The sequence below is a fragment of the Nocardiopsis suaedae genome (genome assembly GCF_027706745.1).
GTDB classification, from domain to species: domain Bacteria; phylum Actinomycetota; class Actinomycetes; order Streptosporangiales; family Streptosporangiaceae; genus Nocardiopsis_A; species Nocardiopsis_A suaedae.
This window is the reverse complement of sequence record NZ_JAQFWP010000003.1, coordinates 87,174-104,750: the sequence shown is the minus strand read 5'-3', so window position 1 is coordinate 104,750 and position 17,577 is coordinate 87,174. Positions and strand designations below refer to the sequence as shown.

The following is a 17,577-nucleotide window of genomic DNA, read 5'->3' as shown; positions in this document are numbered from 1 at the left end:
CGCATGGGGCGCTACCTCGGACGCAAGGCCGTCCTCTACGCGCTCACGTTCTTCGTGGCGGTGACGGTCAACTGGATGATCCCCCGCTTCATGCCCGGCGACCCCGTGCAGAGCATGCTCGGCCGGGCCTCGGTGTCCGACCCGCAGGCGCGGGCCGCCATGGAGGACCACTACGCCCGGCTCTTCGGCCTCGACGTGCCGCTGTGGAAGCAGTACCTGGGCTTCTGGGGCTCGCTGTTCCAGGGCGACCTGGGCACCAGCGTGTGGCTGTTCCCCACGCCCGTCACCGAGGTTCTGCTGGACGCGGTCCCCTACAGCCTGGTGCTGCTGCTCCCGGCGATCCTGTTGAGCTGGGTGGCGGGCAACCGGTTCGGCGCCTTCGCCGCCCGCAGCCGGTGGCTGGACAACACGGCCCTGCCGCTCTCCTATCTGCTCACCGCCACGCCCTACATGTGGCTGGGGGTGCTGCTGGCGTGGGGGCTCGGCGTGGTCGCCGGGTGGTTCCCGGCCACGGGCGCCTACAGCTTCGCCCTCACTCCCGCGTTCACGTGGGCGTTCCTGTCCGACGCCTTCGCGCACTGGGTGCTGCCGTTCCTGTCGCTGTTCCTCGTGGCGTTCGGCGGCTGGGCGATCGGCATGCGGAACCTGATCATCTACGAGCTCGAAGCCGACTACTCCGCCTACCTGCGCGCGCTGGGCGCCCCGCGCAGGCTGGTGCGCAGGTACGCCTTCCGCAACGCGATGCTTCCGCAGATCACCGGCCTGGCGCTGCAACTGGGCACGATCGTGGCCGGGTCCCTGCTCACCGAGGTCGTCTTCGCCTACCCCGGCCTGGGCTCGCTCATCCTGGAGGCCCTGAACAACCGCGACTTCTTCCTCCTGCAGGGCGCCTTCCTGTTCATCGTCATCGGTGTGCTGATCGCCAACCTGGTCGTCGACGTGCTCTACGTCGTCGTCGACCCGCGCACCCGGATCCAGATGCAAGGAGGCGCCTGATGAGCCTCGACACCGCGGCGGCGAGCGGAGAGGGGCAGGGCCCATCCGGTCGACGCGGGCGCGACGACCTGCGGTTCGCCCTGCGCAATCCCAAACTGCTCGCGGGCGGCACCGTGCTCGCCGTGCTGCTGCTGACGGGGCTGGTCGGCCCCGCGTTCACCGGCGGCGCCCCGAACGCCTATGTCGGTCCCCAGTACGCGCCCCCGTCCGGCGACCACTGGTTCGGCACCACGAGCTTCGGACAGGACGTGTTCACCCAGTTCGTGCACGGCCTGCGCGCCACGTTCACCGTGGGCGCGCTCGGCGGCGGCATCGCCTGGGTCCTGGGGATGGCGGTCGGGTTCCTCGGCGGCTACCGGGGCGGCCTGCTGGACGAGTTCCTCAACATGCTGACCAACATCGTCCTGGTCCTGCCCGCGATGGTGGTGCTCATCATCGCCGCCGCCTACCTGGAGGCGCGCGGCCTGCTGGTGCAGTCGCTGTTCATCGGGCTGACCACCTGGCCCTGGGCCGCGCGCGCGATCCGGGCGCAGACCTTCACCCTGGCCGGGCGGGAGTTCGTGGACCTGGCGCGGCTGAGCGGCCGCCGCCCGTGGCGGATCATCCTCCGCGAGGTCGCCCCGAACATGTACTCCTACCTGGTCATGTCGTTCATCCTGCTGTTCGGCGGGGCGGTGCTGATCGCGGCCGGTCTGGACTTCATCGGCCTGGGGCCCACCGAGGGCGTCTCCCTGGGGCTGATGATGCACCACTCGGTCGCGTGGGGCGCGCTGCACCTGGGCACCTGGTGGTGGTTCGTCCCGCCGGGGGTCGGCATCACCGCGGTCGTCGGGTCGCTGTACATCGCCAACGTCGGGTTGGACGAGGTCTTCAACCCGCGCCTGAGGGAGCTGTGATCCCATGACCGTGGAAGTCTCCGAACTGCGGGTGCACTACCGGACCCTCAGGGGGAGCGTGCAGGCCCTGGACGGCGCGTCGCTGGAGGTCGGCGACGGGGAGGTCATGGGCGTGGTCGGCGAGTCCGGCTGCGGCAAGTCCACCCTGGGCAAGAGCCTGATCCGGATGGACGGGCGGATGCGCCACGTCGGCGGGTCGGTCCGCCTCGGCGGCGAGGAGCTGCCCATCGCCGACGACCGGGCGATGCAGCGCTTCCGCTACCACGAGGTGTCGCTCATCCCGCAGTACGCGATGAGCGCGATGAACCCGACGCGGCGCATCGGCCGGATGATCCGCGAACTCCTGGAATCGCGCGGTGTGCGGTACGCGGAGGTGCGGCGGGAGCTGGAGCGGCGGCTGGAGCTGGTCGGGCTCGGCGCCGACGTGCTCAAGCGCTTCCCGATCGAGCTGTCCGGCGGTATGAAGCAGCGGGTGGTGCTGGTGCTGTCCACCCTGCGCGACCCGTCGCTGCTGATCGCCGACGAGGCCACGTCCGCCCTGGACGTCGCCAACCAGCGCGCGGTGGCCGAGGCCCTGGTGCAGTTCCGGGACCGCGGGTTCATCGGGTCGATGCTGTTCATCACGCACGACCTGGCGCTGGTCGCCCAGCTCGCCGACACGGTGACGGTGATGTACGCGGGCCGGTCGGCCGAGTCGGCACCCACGTCCGAGCTGCTGCGGCGCCCGCGCCACCCCTACACGCGGATGCTGCTCTCCGCCGTACCGGAAGTCGGCACCACCATCGACGAGAGCCGCCAGGAAGGGATCCCCGGCAGCCCGCCCGCCCTGCTCGACCCGCCGTCGGGCTGCCGCTTCAAGGACCGCTGCCCGCTGGCCTTCGAGCAGTGCGCGACCCGGCCCCCGTTCATCGAGGTCGCGTCGGGGCACCGGGTCGCGTGCTGGAAGGCCGAGTGAAAGGTTGACGCCCCCGATGCTCACACTCGACCGGGTCTCCAAGGTCTACCGCGTTGGGACCTTCGGAACCCAGCCCTTGAACGCGGTGCGCGACGTCTCGCTCACGGTGCCGCCCGGCGTGGTGGTCTCCCTGATCGGGGAGAGCGGGAGCGGCAAGAGCACCATCGGACGCATGGTCCTGCGGCTGACGCCGGTGACGTCGGGGGCCATCGCCTTCGACGGGCGGGACGTGGCGGGCCTGAGCGGCCACCGGGCGCGGAAGGGGTACTACCGCCACGTCCAAGGCGTCTTCCAGGACCCGTTCAGCTCCTTCAACCCGATCTTCCCGGTCGACCGGGTCTTCGACATGCTCCGCGGCGCGTACTTCCCCGGGCTGTCCGACACCGAGTGGCGCGCGTCCGTGCGCCGCGGGACCGAACGGGTCGGCCTCGACCCGGGGCAGGTGCTCGGGCGCTACCCGCACCAGCTCAGCGGCGGGCAGCTCCAGCGGCTCCTGATCGCCCGCGCGCTGACGCTCGACATCCGGCTGCTGGTCGCCGACGAGATCATCAGCATGCTCGACGCCTCCACCCGCATCGACGTGCTCAACCTGCTGGGCGACCTGCGCGCGGAGGGGCTGGGGATCCTCTTCGTCACGCACGACCTGGCCCTGGGGACCTACGTCAGCGACACCACGGTGATCCTGCGGCGCGGCGCCGTCGCGGAGATGGGGCCGACCCGACAGGTCTACGCCTCGCCCCGGCACCCGTACACGCGCGGGCTGCTCGCGTCGGTGCCGAGGATGCACCGCACCTGGGCCGACGCCGACGCCGAGCTGGACTCGGCGGCCGGCCCGTGCCCCGTCCACTCCGGCCCCGGAACGGCGGGGCCGGTCGAGGTCGGTCCCGACCATTTCGTCGGCTGCTTCTCCGACGACGCATGCCCCGAGTGAGGATGGAGCGGTACATGGCAGTGCAGTGGGAACTGGCCGAGGGGTGGTCGGTGCGCGCCGCCTCCCAGCGGGCCGAGGCACCCGAGGGGGAGCTCCCCGCCTCCGTGCCGGGGTGCGTGCACACCGACCTGGTAGCGGCGGGGGTGATCGGGGACCCCACCTCAGGGCGGGGCGGCGGAGAGGAGGCGACCGCCTGGATCGGGCGCACCGATTGGACCTACGCGCGCGCGGTCCGGACGGAGGAGGCCGCGCTGGCGGACTCCCACGAGCGGGTGGACCTGGTGTTCGACGGCCTGGACACCGTCGCCGACGTGAGTATCGGGGGCCACGCGCTGGGCGGCTCCCGCAACATGCACCGGTCCTACCGGTTCGACGCGACCGGCGCCCTGCGCGGGGGCGCGGGCCGCGAGCTGGCGGTCGCGTTCGCCTCGCCCTACAGCTACGCCGAGGACATGAGGGAGCGGCTGGGGGCGCGTCCGGCGGCCTATGACGAGCCCTACCAGTTCATCCGCAAGATGGCCTGCAACTTCGGCTGGGACTGGGGGCCGACCGTCGTCACCTCGGGCATCTGGAGGCCGGTGCGGTTGCACGCATGGAGCACCGCCCGCCTGGCGCAGGTGCGGCCGGAGGCCACGATCGAGGAGGAGGACGGGCGCACCAGGGGCGTGGTCCGCCTGCACGTGCGCATCGAGCGCACCGGGCAGGGGCGGGACACCCCGCTCACCCTGACCGCGCGTCTCGGCGGCCGCGAGGAGGCCGTCCACGTCGCCGCCGGGCGGTCCCACGCCGTCGTCGAGGCGGAGTGCCCCGACCCGGAACTGTGGTGGCCGCGCGGGTACGGCGGGCAGCCGCTCTACGGGGTCGGGCTGACGCTCGCGGACGCCCGGGAGGGCCGGATCCTGGACGAGTGGCACCGGGACATCGGGTTCCGCACCGTGGACCTGGACACCCGCCCCGACGACGACGGGACGCCGTTCACGGTCCGCGTCAATGGCCGCCCCGTGCTGGTGAAGGGGTTCAACTGGATCCCCGACGACTGCTTCCCCTCCCGGATCGCCCCCGGGCGCTACGCGGAACGGATCGGCCAGGCGATCGGCGCGGGGGCGAACCTGCTGCGGGTCTGGGGCGGGGGGATCTACGAGAGCGCGGACTTCTACCGGGTGTGCGATGAACGGGGCGTGCTCGTCTGGCAGGACTTCCCGTTCGCCTGCGCGGCCTATCCGGAGGAGGAGCCGCTGGCCTCGGAGGTGGAGGCGGAGGCGCGCGAGGGCGTCGTCCGCCTGGCGCACCACCCCTCGCTCGCCTTGTGGTGCGGCAACAACGAGAACCTGTGGGGCAGGCGGGACTGGGGCTGGGAGGAGGAGTTGGCGGGCCGGACCTGGGGCGAGGGCTTCTATCACGGCCTGCTGCCGCGCGTGGTGGCCGAGCTCGACCCGACGCGCCCCTACATCCCGGGCAGCCCGTACGCGCCGCCGGGGCACCATCCCAACGACCCCGCGCACGGGCCGGCGCACATCTGGGACGTGTGGAACGAGCGCGACTACACGGCCTACCGGGAATACCGGCCGCGGTTCGTGTCGGAGTTCGGCTTCCAGGCCCCGCCCGCCTTCGCGACGCTGCGCGGGGCGGTCCCCGACGGGCCGCTGGCCCCGGACGCGCCCGGGGTGCTCCGCCTCCAGAAGGCCGAGGACGGGGCCGGGAAGCTCGCGCGCGGCCTCGCCCCGCACTTCGGGTCGCCCCGTTCCGATGAGGACTGGCACTTCCTGGCCCAGGTCAACCAGGCACGCGCGATGGCGGTGGGCGTCGGGCACTTCCGGGCACAGTGGCCGCGCTGCTCCGGAACGGTGGTCTGGCAGCTCAACGATTGCTGGCCGTCGCTGTCGTGGTCGGCCGTGGACGGGCCGGGGCGCCGCAAGCCCGTATGGTTCGCGCTGCGCCGCGCGTTCGCCGAGCGCACGGTCGCCCTGGTTCCGGACGGGGGGTCGGGCCTTGCCGCGGTGCTCGGCAACGACACCGACCGGGAGTGGGCCTCGCCGGTCCGGCTGGTCCGCCGGTCGCTCTCGGGCGCGGTGCTGGCCGAGTCGGAGGTGCGGGTGGCGGTCGCCGCCCGAGGGGCGGCCCGTGTCGCCCTCCCGGAGGAGCTCACGGCGGCGGACGACCCGGCGCGGGAGTGCGTCACGGCCGAGGCCGAGGGAGCCGAGCGGGAGTGGTGGTTCTTCGCCGAGGACGCGGAGACCGCCTTCCCCGATCCGGTGTACGACGTGAAGACGCGGACGGACGGCGGCCGGACGCGGGTGACCGTGGCGGCCGGGTCGCTGCTGCGCGACCTGTGCCTGTTCCCCGACCGGCTGGACCCGGCGGCCGAGGCCGACGACGGGCTGATCACGCTGCTTCCAGGTGAGTCGCACACCTTCACGGTGGACGGCGTGGCGGAGGCGGACGCGGCCGCTCTGGGCGGCCCGCCGGTGCTGCGCTGTGTCAACGACGCCGTCCGGGGCGGGTGAGACGGGGGGCTGGTGAGACGGAGGGGGTCGACCTCCCCGGCCTCGGTCGGCCCCCTCTCCCTCTCACGCGCCGAAGATCGCCGCGGGGGCGCCCGTGAACCAGGCGTTCTCGATCCGCATCCGGCGGACGGTCCAGCGGTCCCCGTCCCGCACCAGGTCGACCTCGTAGTGGTTCTTCAGGAGCGCGAACACCGCGTGGTCCTCGGAGAGGAGGTGCTGGGCCTCCACGAGGGCGGTCATCCGGGCGGTGTCGCCCGCCACGGCGACGCGCGGGTTGGCGACCTGGTGGGTGGTGTCCACCCGGCCGGTGAACATCTGCAGGATGGTGTCGGTGATGCCCCACCGGCCCGTCATCACCGGCGGGTGCGCTCCCCACTTCGCCGCCGCCGGGCGGAAGTCGAGTTCGGCGTCCTCGGCGAAGGCCGACGCGAGGAGTCCGCGGTCCTTGAGGTCCTGGCCGAGGGCGAAGCGGTACAGCGCGTCGGCGGCCTCGGTGCGGTCCTTCAGGTCGCGGGCGACAGGGGCGACGGGGTCGTGTCCGATGGTCGCGTTCATGGGTCTGCTCCGCCTCTTCTCTCCGGCGTCCTGCCTGTGCTGTCCTGTCTCTGCCTCCTCAAGGCTCCGGTGCGCGCCTCTCCGGAACAACGCCGATGTGTGCAACGATCGTGAAGCAGGGCTCAACGATCGGAGGACCGGCATGCTGGAGCGGCACGAGCTGGACACCTTCCTCACGCTCTGCGAAGAACTGCACTTCGGCCGGACGGCCGAGCGGCTGCGCGTGTCCACGTCCCGCGTCAGCCAGACCGTCCGCGCGCTCGAACGGCGCATCGGTGTGCCCCTGTTCGACCGCACGAGCCGCCGTGTGGCGCTCTCCCCTGCCGGGCGCGCGCTGCGGGACGACCTGCGGCCGCACTGGGAGGCGATCGGGGAGGCCGTCGCCAGGGCGGTGGAGGCGGGCAAGGGCTTCACCGGGGAGCTGCGGGTGTGCTTCACCGAACCGCAGCACGGCCTCCTGCTCGCCGGGGCGGCCGAGCTCTTCGGCGAGCGGCACCCCGAGTGCGCGGTCCTCCTGCGCGAGGCGCGCCCGGACGAGGTCCTGACCCTGCTGCGCGACGGAACGGCGGAGATCGCGATGGCGCAGAAGGGCAGGGAGGCCGGAGGGGAGGCCGAAAGGGAACGGGGCACCGCATCGGGCGCCGTCCTGGTGAGCGAGGCGCGTTTCCTCGCGGTCCCCGTCGGCCACCCTTTCGCGCGCCGGGACGCCCTCCGGTGCGCCGACCTGGAAGGCGCGGCGCTCCTGACGGCGTCCGCCCTGACCACCCCCGAGGCCCTGACGCAGGTGGGCGCGGGGACCGGAGTCCTGCCCGTCGGGGCCAGCACCCGGCGCTACCACACCCGGCCTGACGTGGCCTATGTGCACATCGCGGACGCGCCACCGGTGGAGACGCACCTCCTCTGGCGCACGGACTCGGCCACCGCCCGCCTGCGGGCCTTCGCCGAGGCGGCCCAGGACCTGGTGGGCGGTCACCGGTGACCACGGCCCTACGCCGACTTCCCCGATACCGTTAACGGCGTCGCCGCCCACGACCCCTCCGTATCCCCGGGAGCGCAATGGACGCAGTACCTTCGCACACCGGCATCGCCGTCGTCGGCGCCGGGCTCATGGGGACCGCCACCGCGCGGGCGCTCGCCCGGCGCGGGCACGCGGTCGCCCTGTTCGACCGGCACGCCCCGGGGCACCGGCACGGCAGTTCGCACGGCAGCGCACGCGTCGTGCGGCGCGCTTACGCCGACACCCGGCACGTCCGCCTCACCGGGCGGGCCATGGACCTGTGGCGCGCCGCCGAGGACGAGTCCGGTGCCACGCTCCTGCGGATGACCGGCGGCGTCGACCACGGGAACGCCGACGTCGGCGCCATCGCCACCGCCCTGGACACCGAGGGCGTCCCCTACGAGTCCCTCACCCCGGCCGAGGCCGAGTCGCGCTGGCCGGGCGCGCGCTTCGAGGGGCGGGTGCTGTTCCACCCCGAGGCCGGGACCGTCGACCCCGACGCGGCCATGGCCGCCTTCACCGGCCTCGCCCGCCGCGCCGGCTGCACGTTCCATCCGGACACGCCCGTCCTCGGGATCTCCATCGGGGACGAGCACGCCGTCCTCACCCTGCCTTCGGGGACCGTGCACGCCGACAGGGTCGTCGTGGCGGCGGGCGCCTGGGCGTCCGCCCTCCTGGACGGCGTCGTCCCGCTCCCCCGCCTCACCGTCACCCAGCAGCAGGTCTTCCATTTCCCCCGCCGCGCGCTGGCCGCCGACGCCCCGACCGTGATCCACCACCGCGACCCGCTCACCTACAGCCTCGCGGGCGGACGCGACGGCGGCCCAGGCGACGGCCGCAAGATCGCCGAGTTCCTCGACCCCTTGGGCGGCCCGGTCACCCCGGACAGCAGGAGCGGGGCGGTCGACCCCCGCGCGCGCGAGCGCCTCACGGGGTACGTGCGCGAGTGGTTCCCCGGGCTGGAGCCCGAGCCGTTCAACGAGGCGACCTGCCTGTACACCTCAACGGACGACGAGGAGTTCATCCTCGACCGTAAGGGCCCGGTCGTCGTGTGCTCCCCGTGCTCGGGCCACGGCGCGAAGTACGCCCCGCAGATCGGCGAGCTCACCGCCGGCCTGGCCGATGACAGCGCTGAAGACAGCAGCGCCCCCGACCCCGCCTTCGCCTTGAGCGCCCGGCGAGGCTGACACCGTGGCTCCTCTCCCCCCGCTCCGGATCGGCGTGCTCGTCGTCACGTCGCTGCTGGCGATCGTCGCCATCCTGTGGCTGCTGTTCGTCGCGCTCCTCGTCAGCGAACCGCCCGAGTGTTCCCTGCCCCTGACCGAGATGGGCCGCGCGCAGTGCGACCTGGCCCGGGAACGCGGCGACCACAGCATGCTCCCGTCCTCTGCGCTCGCGGCGACGGCGACACTTCTGGCCGCCGCCACCGGCGCCGCATGGGTTCTGGCCCGGCGGTGGGCATGGGTCCCGTGGATCGCACTCGTCTCCGTGCCGGCGGTGTCCCTGCTCGGCCTGTTCGTCTTCACCCCGGAGACGTGATCCGCAGCCTCGACCCCCTCCACGGCGTAGGCGTCATCGACGGACGACGCGTTCCGATGGAGCACTACGCGGATTCCCGTCAGCCGAAGGTCTGCTCGTGTCCGCCGTGGTGCAGTGGCCGCCTCGGTTCGCGCGTCTCGTCTCCGGGAACGGGCGCGTCGTCGGCGTCGGCCCGGCCCGCGCGGTAAGCCTCGTCCACCGAGTCCACCGTCTGAGCGGGTGGGCCGGAAGGCGTCCAGGCCGCGGTGAGGCCGTAGACCACCATCACGTCCACCGCGATCACCAGCACCGCCCACGCCGGGTAGGGCTCGACGAAGGCCAGCTGGGCGATGGCGTTCAGCCCGGCGGCCAGGACGCCGACGACCCGCGCCCACATGTGCCCGCTCAGCGCGGCCGCCCCGGCCGCCATCAACACGGCGCCCCAGACCGCCAGGACCAGGCCCCACGCCGCGTACCCGAACAGCAGGGTCCCTCCGTCGTCCACGCGGTAGAAGTCGGAGGCGAACGACGCCACCATGCCCTGCACGACGTTGACGGCCCCGCCGAAGACCAGCATCGACACGGCGAAGACGCGCCAGCCGTCCATCCGTTGCCCGCTCATGCGCTACCCCCCGGTCCGGGCCGGCGGCCCTGTCCGCCGGGACCCCCGTCAGGCCACGGTGCACGAAGGGCGCTGGGCCTTCCATGCCCGTCGCGCCACCTCCGGGCAAAGTCTCACCCATCTCCCCGCTTCTTCGGCTGGGCCCGCACGTGCATCCGCTCGCCCTGGCGGCCGAAGAGGCTGAGGATCTCCACCGGCCCCTCCCCGGTGGTGCCGAACCAGTGCGGCAGGCGCGTGTCGAACTCGGCCGCCTCGCCCGGCCCCAGCACCAGGTCGTGGTCGGCCAGGACCAGCCGCAGCCGTCCGGCCAGGACGTAGAACCACTCGTAGCCCTCGTGCGTCCGCGGGTCGGGGGTATCGCGCTCGGCCGGGATGATCATCTTGTAGGCCTGGATGGAGCCGGGCTGCCGGGTCAGCGGCACCACGGTGCCGCCGTGCGCCCGGACCGGCTTCATCCGGACCCGCGGGTCGCCCACTTCCGGCGCCCCCACCAGCTCGTCCAGGGGCACCTGGTGCGCCTGGGAGATCGGCAGCAGCAGCTCCAGGCTGGGCCTGCGCTGCCCCGACTCCAGCCGGGACAGGGTGCTCTTGGAGATGCCCGTCGCCGCCGCCAGGGACGACAGCGTGACGCCGCGCTCCGTGCGCAGCCGCCGCAGCCGCGGCCCCACCTCGTCCAAGACCTCGCGGGCCGCCGCGGCGGCCCCTTCCCCCTCGTCGCTCACCATGGCGCCATTGCACCACCCCGTCCCGGAAACAGCAACAATGGTTGTCATTTTCGCCGGAGGGGGCGCACCCTGTCCGCGGAGGTGGTCACGATGACCGAGACCAGGCGCGAGACCAGGGACGTCGCCGTCGTCGGCGGAGGCGCGGCCGGGCTGTCCGCGGCTCTGGTGCTGGGCCGGGCCCAGCGCACGGTGACGGTGGTCGACGCGGGCGAGCCGCGCAACGCACCGGCCGCGCACATGCACAACTACCTGGGGCGGGACGGAACTCCGCCTGCCGAGTTCCTGGCGATCGGCCGCAAGGAGGCCGAGGGGTACGGTGCCCGGATCGTCGACGCCCGCGTCGAGCGGATCGACCGGGACGGGCGGGACGGCCCCTTCCGGCTCGTCCTCGACGACGGCGACGTGCTGTGGGCCCGGCGGATCCTCATCGCCACGGGCCTCAAGGACGAGCTCGCGGACATCCCCGGCCTGCGCGAGGGCTGGGGCGACTACGTCCTGCACTGCCCCTACTGCCACGGCTACGAGGTCCGCGACCGGCCGATCGGCGTCCTCGGCACCGTGCCGCACGCCGCACGGCAGGCGCTGATGCTGAAGAAGTGGTCCGCCGACCTCGTCTACTTCCCGCACGAGCAGGAGGTCGGGGACGAGGACCGCATCCGCCTGGAAGCGCGCGGGGTACAGGTCGTCGAGGGAAGGATCCGCGGACTCGTGGCCGGTGGTGCGGGGCTCACCGGGGTCGAACTGGACTCGGGGGCCGTCGTACCGCGGGACGCGGTGTTCGCCCCGTCGACGATGGTGCCCTCAGGGGAGCTGCTGGACGGGCTCGGGTGCGCGCGCGACGAGGACGGGAGCGCGTCGACCGACGCCATGGGCCGCACCGGTGTCCCCGGCGTGTGGGCGGCCGGTGTCGTCGTCGACCCGATGGCGCAGGTGATCGTCGCGGCGTCCATGGGCAGCCGTGCCGCCTTCGCCATCGACCACGACCTCATCGACGAGGAGGTCGAACGGGCCGTCTCCGAATACCGCGGCCGCTGATCCTCCACCGCCACGAGAGACCACGAGGGATTCGAGGGAACCAGAGATGCAGAACGCACAGCCGCAGGACCGGCACGACCACGGGCACGGGCATGGACACGGCCACGGGCACGGGCACGGCCATGGGCACGGCGACGCCGACCACACCGATCCCGCCTTCTGGGAGGCCATGGCCGAGCGCCTGGAGACCGAGGCCGAGCTGCGCGCCTCGCTCTACGGGCAGGCGGTCGACTGGCTCGGCGGGGTGCTGGGCGAGGAGAGGGCCGCGGCCTCGGGGACGCGCGTCGTGGACGTCGGAAGCGGCCCCGGGGTGGTCGCGACCATGTTCGCCGAGCGCTTCGGCGGCGCCGAGGTCGTCGCCGCCGACCAGGCCTCCGGGCTGCTGGACCGGGCCCAGGCGCGCGCCGACCGCCTGGGCCTGGGGCGGCGCGTGTCCACGCTGGCGGTGGACCTGCCCGACGACTTCGCGAAGCTGGGCACCGCCGACCTGATCTGGACCAGCCACGCGGTCCACCACATCGGCGACCAGCAGGAGGCGCTCAACGCGCTCGCCGCGCACATCGCCCCCGGCGGCGTGCTGGCGGTGGCCGAGCGGGGCCTGCCCGAGCGCTTCCTCCCCCGCGACATCGGCATCGGGCGGCCCGGTCTGCAGGCGCGGATCGACGCCGCGCTGGAGGACGCCTTCTCCGGGATGCGGGAGGAGATCCCCGGGGCGGTGCGCACCGTGGAGGACTGGCCCGCGATGCTCGCGCGCGCCGGGCTGGTCCCGTCCGGGACCCGCACGTTCCTCCTCGACATCCCGGCGCCGCTCGACCCGGCGGCGCGCGGGTACATCCGCTCGCAGTTCGAGCGCTTCCGGGGACAGGCCGAAGACCTGCTCGACGCGGAGGACATCGCGACGCTGGACGCCCTGCTCGACGACGACGCGGAGGAGGGCATCCGTTGGCGGCCGGACGCGTTCCTGCTGTCGGCGACGACGGTCCACACGGCGCGCGCGGCCGCGGAGTCCTGAGGCCCCGTCGGCGCTCCGGGCGGCCCCGCCGCGGGCGGGGCCGCCCTGATTTGAGTTCAAGTTAACTTGAACTCGTACGGTCGGCACGACGCCGCGGCGCCCGCCCCGGCGACCGACCGAGAGGATCCGGCATGACGACCGCACCCGACCGCCCGGGATGGCGCCAGTGGCTCGGCCTGACCGTTCTCACGCTGCCCCTCCTCATGGCCGCCACCGACATGACCGTGCTCTTCATGGCGCTTCCCAGCATCGCGGCGGACCTGGCGCCCGGGAGCACGCAGATGCTCTGGATCCTGCACGTCGGCGACTTCCTGGCCGTCGGGCTCGCCCTGACCATGGGGCGGCTGGCCACCCGCGTCGGCGCGCGGCGCCTGCTGCTCACCGGCACCGCCGTGTACGGCCTGGCCTCGGTCGCCGCCGCGTACGCGCCCACGCCCGAGGTCCTCATCGCGATGCGGGCGCTGCTCGGGGTGGCGGCGGCGACGCTCATGCCCTCCGTCATGGTGATGGTGCGGGCGCTGTTCCCCGGCCCCCGCCGGTTCTCGGTGGCGGTCGCGGTGATCATGAGCGCGTTCTCGGCCGGAATGGCGATCGGCCCGCCGATGGCCGGGTTCCTGCTGGAGTACTTCTGGTGGGGCGCGGCCTTCCTGGCCAATGTGCCCGCCGCCGCGGTCCTGCTGCTGAGCGCCCCGCTGCTGCCTTCGCAGCGCGGGGAGGCCGGGGGACGTGTCGACCTCCGAAGCGCCGCACTGTCCATGGCCGCGATCGTGATGGTGGTCTTCGGTCTCCAGGAGATCGCCGACGCGCAGTCCTCCGGCTCCGGGGCGGCCCTGTGGCCCTACGGCCTCTCGGTCGCGGCGGGCGCGGCACTGGGCACCGTGTTCGTCCGGCGCCAGCTCCGCGTCGCGGACCCGCTACTGGACCTGCGGCTGTTCGCCTCCCCCGCGTTCTCGGTGTCGCTCGGGGCGATGCTGCTCCTGCTGCTGGCCTACGGCGGCTCCGACATGCTCTTCACCCAGTTCCTGCAGACCGTCCTGGGTCTGTCCCCCGGTGAGGCCGGACTGCTGATGATCGCCCCGGCGGCCGCCTCGATCGCCGGAGGCCTGGCCGCACCCGCGCTGGTCCGCCGGGTGCGCCCGGCCTTCGTGATGGCGGGCGGGCTGCTGCTGGCCGCCGCCGGCGCCGCCGCCACAGCGCTGCTCGCCGGGCAGGCCGGCCCCCTGGCGCTGGTCGGCCTGGTCACGCTGATCGCGCTGGCGCTGGGCCCGCTGTTCCCGCTCTCGACCAACCTGGCCGTGGGGACCGCTCCGCCCCGGCAGGCGGGGTCCGCGGCGGCCATGGGGGACGTCGCCGGGGGCTTCGGGCAGGCGAGCAGTCTGGCGGTGCTGGGCACGATCTCCGCGGTCGTCTACCGGAGCTCGCTGTCCGGGTCGGCCCCCGACGGAGTGCCGGAGGGCGCTCTCGCCGCCGCCGGGGAGAGCATCGGCGGGGCCGTGGCCGCAGCCGGGGACCTGGGCGGGAACACGGGCCGCGCGCTGCTGGAGGCCTCGGAGGGGGCGTTCACCACGAGTGTGCAGGCCGGGTACGGGTTCGGCGCCGTGGTGCTGGCGGCGACAGCGCTGCTCGTCGCCTGGACGCTCCGCCGGGTCCGCCTCGACGGGGGCGCCGGGGAGGCGGCCGACGCCGCGGAGGAGGAGACCGAGACCGCGGAAGAGGGGCCCGAGACCGGGGAAGCCCTGGTCGCGGCGGAGAATTCCCGGACGGCGTGACGCGGGGCGGCCGGTTCCGGCCTCCCTCTCGTGACCTGCGGGTGCGGAACGGCCGCACCCGCGGTCGGCGTTCTCCGCCGCCTTTCAACTGGACATAAACCCCACATCATTCCATGTAGAAATTTATTGCCCTCTCACCCCTTCTGCACTAGCTTCACCCGCGCCACTCCGCCCGCGCTCCCCTCAGTCGGCGGGCGGACCGAGGTTCGGAAAGCAGTGATCCCCATGGCGTTGTCACGCCGAAGCGCGCTCCGTCTCTCCCTCACCGGCGGCGCAGGACTGTTCGTCGCGGGCACCGCGCCCGCGGCGGCGAGCGCAGCACCGGCCCCTTCCGACTCCCCGGAGGACCCCGCAGCCGCCCTCAAGCGGCTCAAGGAGGGCAACAAGCGGTGGAGGAAGTACTGCTCCACCCACCCCAACGAGGGCCGCGCCCGCCGCGAGGAGCTGGTCGGCGGGCAGGACCCGTTCGCCCTCGTGCTCTCCTGCTCGGACTCGCGTGTCCCGCCCGAGCTGGTCTTCGACCAGGGGCTGGGCGACCTGTTCACCGTCCGCCCCGCCGGACAGGTGCTCGACGGCGCGGTGCTGGGCAGCGTCGCCTACGCGGTCCACCACCTGCACGTCCCGCTCATCGTCGTGCTCGGCCACACCTCGTGCGGTGCGGTGACGGCCGCGGTCGACGTGCACCGGGGCGCGCAGATGCCCGACGGGCACATCCGGCACCTGGTCGAGGGCATCCTTCCGGTGGTGGAGTCCACGCCCGACACCGGCGAGGACTTCGTCGACGACTGCGTGTCCGCGAACGCGCTGTCCATCGCCGACGACCTGGCGACCGACCCCGAGCTGCGCGAATACGTCGACTCCGGGCGGACGCGCGTCGTGGCCGCCCGGTACCGCCTGGACTCCTCGCGGGTGGAGTTCCTGGAGGACTGACCCCGTTCCCCCTCAGGCGGGGGCGCCCTCCGCGGGCGCCCCCGCACGCACCTGCCCGGTGAGCAGCGCGGCGAGCCCGCCGACCGCGGGGTCGCCCACGGCCCGGTCGAGGGCCTCGCGCAGGACCGCGTCGTAGGTGGGCCCGGCCGCGGCGTACAGCGCGCGGCCCTCGTCGGTGATGACGGTGTAGACGCCGCGGCGGTCCCGGTCGCACATGTCCCGCCGGGTGAGCCCGGCGTCCTCCATGCGCCCGACCAGGCGGCTGATGGAGCTCTGATTGAGGCCGATGCGGTCGGCGAGCTCCTGCATGCGCAGCTCCCCGTCCTCGGCCGAGGCCAGCTTGCAGAGCGCGCGGAACTCCGAGAGCCCGACCCCGTGCCGCCGCTGGAGCGCCCGGGACAGCTCCTGCTCGACCCGGCCGCTGAGCGCGACGACCTGGTCCCACATCAGTACAGCGTCCATCGGTGCCTCCTTGACACCAGAGTACATGCAGTGCGAACTTATGCATGTACAAGCAATTCATGTACATGCATATTCCAAGGAGGAGCCATGACCGCCGCCGCGCCCGCCGTCCGCAAGGTCGCCACCGAGCCCGACTGGTACGCGCCCTACCGCATCTCCCAGGCCGTGCGCGCCGGAGGGTTCGTCCACGTCTCCGGCCAGGCCGGGATCGACGAGCAGGGCCGCACCGTCCCCGGCGGGTTCCTCGAACAGGGGCGGCAGGCCTTCGCCAACGTCCGCCGCGTGCTCACCGCCGCCGGGGCCGACCTCGGCGACGTGGTCAAGGTCGGCATCTTCGTCCGCGACATGCGGGCGAACCTCGACGACGTGGTCCGCCTGCGCGAGGAGTTCCTGTCCGAGCCCTACCCCGCCGACACGCTGCTGGAGGTCTCCTCCCTCGCCCAGCCCGAATGGCTGATCGAGGTCGAGGCCCTCGCCGTCGAACGCTGAACGCCGCCGCACCGGCCCCGCACCGCCGATCCCGCACCGCCGCACCGAAGACCCGCCGAAGGGACCCCGCCGATGACCGCCCTCACCACCACCGCGAGCCCGCTCCTGCGCCCCTATGAGGGCCGAGCGCTCCGCCTGCCCAACCGGATCGCCATGGCGCCGATGACCCGGGGCCGCACCGACGACCGCACCGGGGCGCCCGACGCGCTCACCGCCGCCTACTACGCCCAGCGCGCGGGGGCGGGCCTCATCGTCAGTGAAGGCCTGTGGGTCGACCCGGCCGCCAAGGGAGGCCCGGGGATCCCCGGCATCGCCTCCGAAGAGCAGACCGCCGCCTGGCGCGGCGTCACCTCCGCCGTGCACGCCGCCGGGGGACGGATCTACGCCCAGCTCTGGCACGTCGGGCGGATGACGCACCCGGCCGTCCTCTCCGGCGGCCTGGAGCCGCTCGCACCCTCGCCCGTGCGCATCACCGGGGAGGAGATCTACACGGCCCGGGGCCGCCTCCCCCACGTGACGCCCCGGGAGATGACGACGGGCGAGGCCGAGGCGGCGGCGGCCCAGTTCGCGGCCGCCGCCCGCAACGCCGTGCGCGCCGGATTCGACGGTGTCGAGGTCCACGGGGCCAACGGCTACCTGATCCAGCAGTTCCTCGCCGAGAACACCAACCGCCGCGGCGACCGCTACGGCGGCTCGGTCGACGGCCGCACCCGCTTCGCCCGGGAGGTCGTCCACGCGGTCGCCGCGGAGGTGGGCCCCGAGCGGGTGGGCCTGCGCATCTCCCCCGGCAACCCGGAGAACGAGATCCGCGAGGAGGACCCCGCGGCCACCTACCGCGCGCTCCTCGACGCACTGGACCCACTGGGGCTGGCCTACCTCCACGTCATCGAGCGCGGCGCCTACCCCGCCCTGGCCGACCTGCGCCCCCGCTGGTCGGGCACGCTGATCGCCAACTACAACGGGAGCACGCCCACGCGCCGGGAGCAGGCCGAACCCCTCCTGGAGTCCGGGACGGCCGACCTGTTCTCCTTCGGACGGCTGTTCATCGCCAACCCCGACCTGCCCGAGCGGTTCGCCTCCGGCGCCCGGCTGGCGGAGCCGCGCTGGGACCTGGTCTACGGCGGCGGGGCCGAGGGGTACATCGACTACCCGCGCGCCTAGGGCACCGGTTCACCGCCCGT

Annotated in this window: 18 protein-coding genes; 14 read left to right on the top strand and 4 right to left on the bottom strand. The window is 73.5% G+C overall.

Annotation, left to right across the window (positions count from 1 at the left end; all coding sequences use genetic code 11):
- Nucleotides 1–3: 3 nt before the first annotated feature.
- Genes O4U47_RS02800 through O4U47_RS02780 form a run of 5 tightly spaced genes read left to right on the top strand, consistent with a single transcriptional unit; the run spans nucleotide 4 to nucleotide 6,282 of the window.
- Nucleotides 4–996 carry an ABC transporter permease gene (locus O4U47_RS02800; protein ID WP_270675898.1) on the top strand — a complete coding sequence of 331 codons (993 nt, stop codon included), beginning with the start codon at nucleotides 4–6 and terminating at the stop codon, nucleotides 994–996.
- On the top strand, nucleotides 996–1,892 hold the full coding sequence (locus O4U47_RS02795; protein ID WP_270675896.1) for an ABC transporter permease: 897 nt from the start codon (nucleotides 996–998) through the stop codon (nucleotides 1,890–1,892). The genes O4U47_RS02800 and O4U47_RS02795 overlap by 1 nt, the downstream gene beginning before the upstream one ends.
- Nucleotides 1,893–1,896: 4 nt before the next feature.
- Nucleotides 1,897–2,847: an ABC transporter ATP-binding protein gene (locus O4U47_RS02790; protein WP_270675894.1), complete on the top strand. Its 951-nt coding sequence runs from the start codon at nucleotides 1,897–1,899 to the stop codon at nucleotides 2,845–2,847.
- 16 nt (nucleotides 2,848–2,863) lie between these two features.
- Nucleotides 2,864–3,778 carry an ABC transporter ATP-binding protein gene (locus tag O4U47_RS02785; protein WP_270675892.1) on the top strand — a complete coding sequence of 305 codons (915 nt, stop codon included), beginning with the start codon at nucleotides 2,864–2,866 and terminating at the stop codon, nucleotides 3,776–3,778.
- A 14-nt stretch (nucleotides 3,779–3,792) separates the two neighbouring features.
- Complete coding sequence (locus tag O4U47_RS02780; protein ID WP_270675890.1) at nucleotides 3,793–6,282, top strand: glycoside hydrolase family 2 protein; 2,490 nt, start codon at nucleotides 3,793–3,795, stop codon at nucleotides 6,280–6,282.
- Nucleotides 6,283–6,345: 63 nt separating this feature from the next.
- Here O4U47_RS02780 and O4U47_RS02775 read toward each other — a convergent pair whose 3' ends face one another.
- A complete protein-coding gene (locus O4U47_RS02775) occupies nucleotides 6,346–6,837 on the bottom strand; it encodes a nuclear transport factor 2 family protein (protein ID WP_270675888.1) in 492 nt (163 codons plus the stop codon).
- Between the two features lie 142 nt (nucleotides 6,838–6,979).
- On the opposite strand from O4U47_RS02775, the gene O4U47_RS02770 reads away from it, so the two are divergent.
- The 3 genes from O4U47_RS02770 to O4U47_RS02760 all read left to right on the top strand — a co-directional run bounded on the left by O4U47_RS02770 (nucleotide 6,980) and on the right by O4U47_RS02760 (nucleotide 9,373).
- On the top strand, nucleotides 6,980–7,816 hold the full coding sequence (locus O4U47_RS02770) for a LysR family transcriptional regulator (RefSeq protein WP_270675886.1): 837 nt from the start codon (nucleotides 6,980–6,982) through the stop codon (nucleotides 7,814–7,816).
- 77 nt (nucleotides 7,817–7,893) lie between these two features.
- Nucleotides 7,894–9,021 (top strand): FAD-dependent oxidoreductase, encoded by a 1,128-nt coding sequence (locus tag O4U47_RS02765; RefSeq protein ID WP_270675884.1) that lies wholly within the window; start codon nucleotides 7,894–7,896, stop codon nucleotides 9,019–9,021.
- 4 nt (nucleotides 9,022–9,025) lie between these two features.
- Nucleotides 9,026–9,373: a hypothetical protein gene (locus O4U47_RS02760; protein WP_270675882.1), complete on the top strand. Its 348-nt coding sequence runs from the start codon at nucleotides 9,026–9,028 to the stop codon at nucleotides 9,371–9,373.
- Nucleotides 9,374–9,452: 79 nt separating this feature from the next.
- On the opposite strand, the gene O4U47_RS02755 is transcribed toward O4U47_RS02760, so the two are convergent.
- Nucleotides 9,453–9,974 carry a DUF7144 family membrane protein gene (locus O4U47_RS02755; protein WP_270675881.1) on the bottom strand — a complete coding sequence of 174 codons (522 nt, stop codon included), beginning with the start codon at nucleotides 9,972–9,974 and terminating at the stop codon, nucleotides 9,453–9,455.
- Between the two features lie 113 nt (nucleotides 9,975–10,087).
- Nucleotides 10,088–10,699 (bottom strand): helix-turn-helix domain-containing protein, encoded by a 612-nt coding sequence (locus O4U47_RS02750; RefSeq protein ID WP_270675879.1) that lies wholly within the window; start codon nucleotides 10,697–10,699, stop codon nucleotides 10,088–10,090.
- A 90-nt stretch (nucleotides 10,700–10,789) separates the two neighbouring features.
- Here O4U47_RS02750 and O4U47_RS02745 point away from each other — a divergent pair, with 90 nt between their 5' ends.
- The 4 genes from O4U47_RS02745 (at nucleotide 10,790) to O4U47_RS02730 (ending at nucleotide 15,445) form a co-directional block, all read left to right on the top strand.
- Nucleotides 10,790–11,734 carry an NAD(P)/FAD-dependent oxidoreductase gene (locus O4U47_RS02745; protein WP_270675877.1) on the top strand — a complete coding sequence of 315 codons (945 nt, stop codon included), beginning with the start codon at nucleotides 10,790–10,792 and terminating at the stop codon, nucleotides 11,732–11,734.
- A gap of 46 nt (nucleotides 11,735–11,780) precedes the next feature.
- Nucleotides 11,781–12,746, top strand: a complete 966-nt coding sequence (locus O4U47_RS02740) for a class I SAM-dependent methyltransferase (protein WP_270675875.1) — start codon at nucleotides 11,781–11,783, stop codon at nucleotides 12,744–12,746.
- 131 nt (nucleotides 12,747–12,877) lie between these two features.
- On the top strand, nucleotides 12,878–14,515 hold the full coding sequence (locus tag O4U47_RS02735) for an MFS transporter (protein WP_270675873.1): 1,638 nt from the start codon (nucleotides 12,878–12,880) through the stop codon (nucleotides 14,513–14,515).
- A 225-nt stretch (nucleotides 14,516–14,740) separates the two neighbouring features.
- The gene (locus O4U47_RS02730; protein ID WP_270675871.1) at nucleotides 14,741–15,445 is read left to right on the top strand and encodes a carbonic anhydrase; all 705 of its coding nucleotides are present in this window, start codon (nucleotides 14,741–14,743) and stop codon (nucleotides 15,443–15,445) included.
- 12 nt (nucleotides 15,446–15,457) lie between these two features.
- Here the strand turns inward: O4U47_RS02730 and O4U47_RS02725 are convergent, their stop codons facing one another.
- The gene (locus O4U47_RS02725) at nucleotides 15,458–15,907 is read right to left on the bottom strand and encodes a MarR family winged helix-turn-helix transcriptional regulator (RefSeq protein ID WP_270675869.1); all 450 of its coding nucleotides are present in this window, start codon (nucleotides 15,905–15,907) and stop codon (nucleotides 15,458–15,460) included.
- 87 nt (nucleotides 15,908–15,994) lie between these two features.
- Between O4U47_RS02725 and O4U47_RS02720 the strand changes: the two genes are divergently transcribed.
- On the top strand, nucleotides 15,995–16,396 hold the full coding sequence (locus O4U47_RS02720) for a RidA family protein (protein WP_270675867.1): 402 nt from the start codon (nucleotides 15,995–15,997) through the stop codon (nucleotides 16,394–16,396).
- A gap of 72 nt (nucleotides 16,397–16,468) precedes the next feature.
- Entirely contained in the window at nucleotides 16,469–17,557 is a 1,089-nt protein-coding gene (locus O4U47_RS02715; protein WP_270675864.1) for an alkene reductase, read from the top strand.
- Nucleotides 17,558–17,577 lie beyond the last annotated feature (20 nt).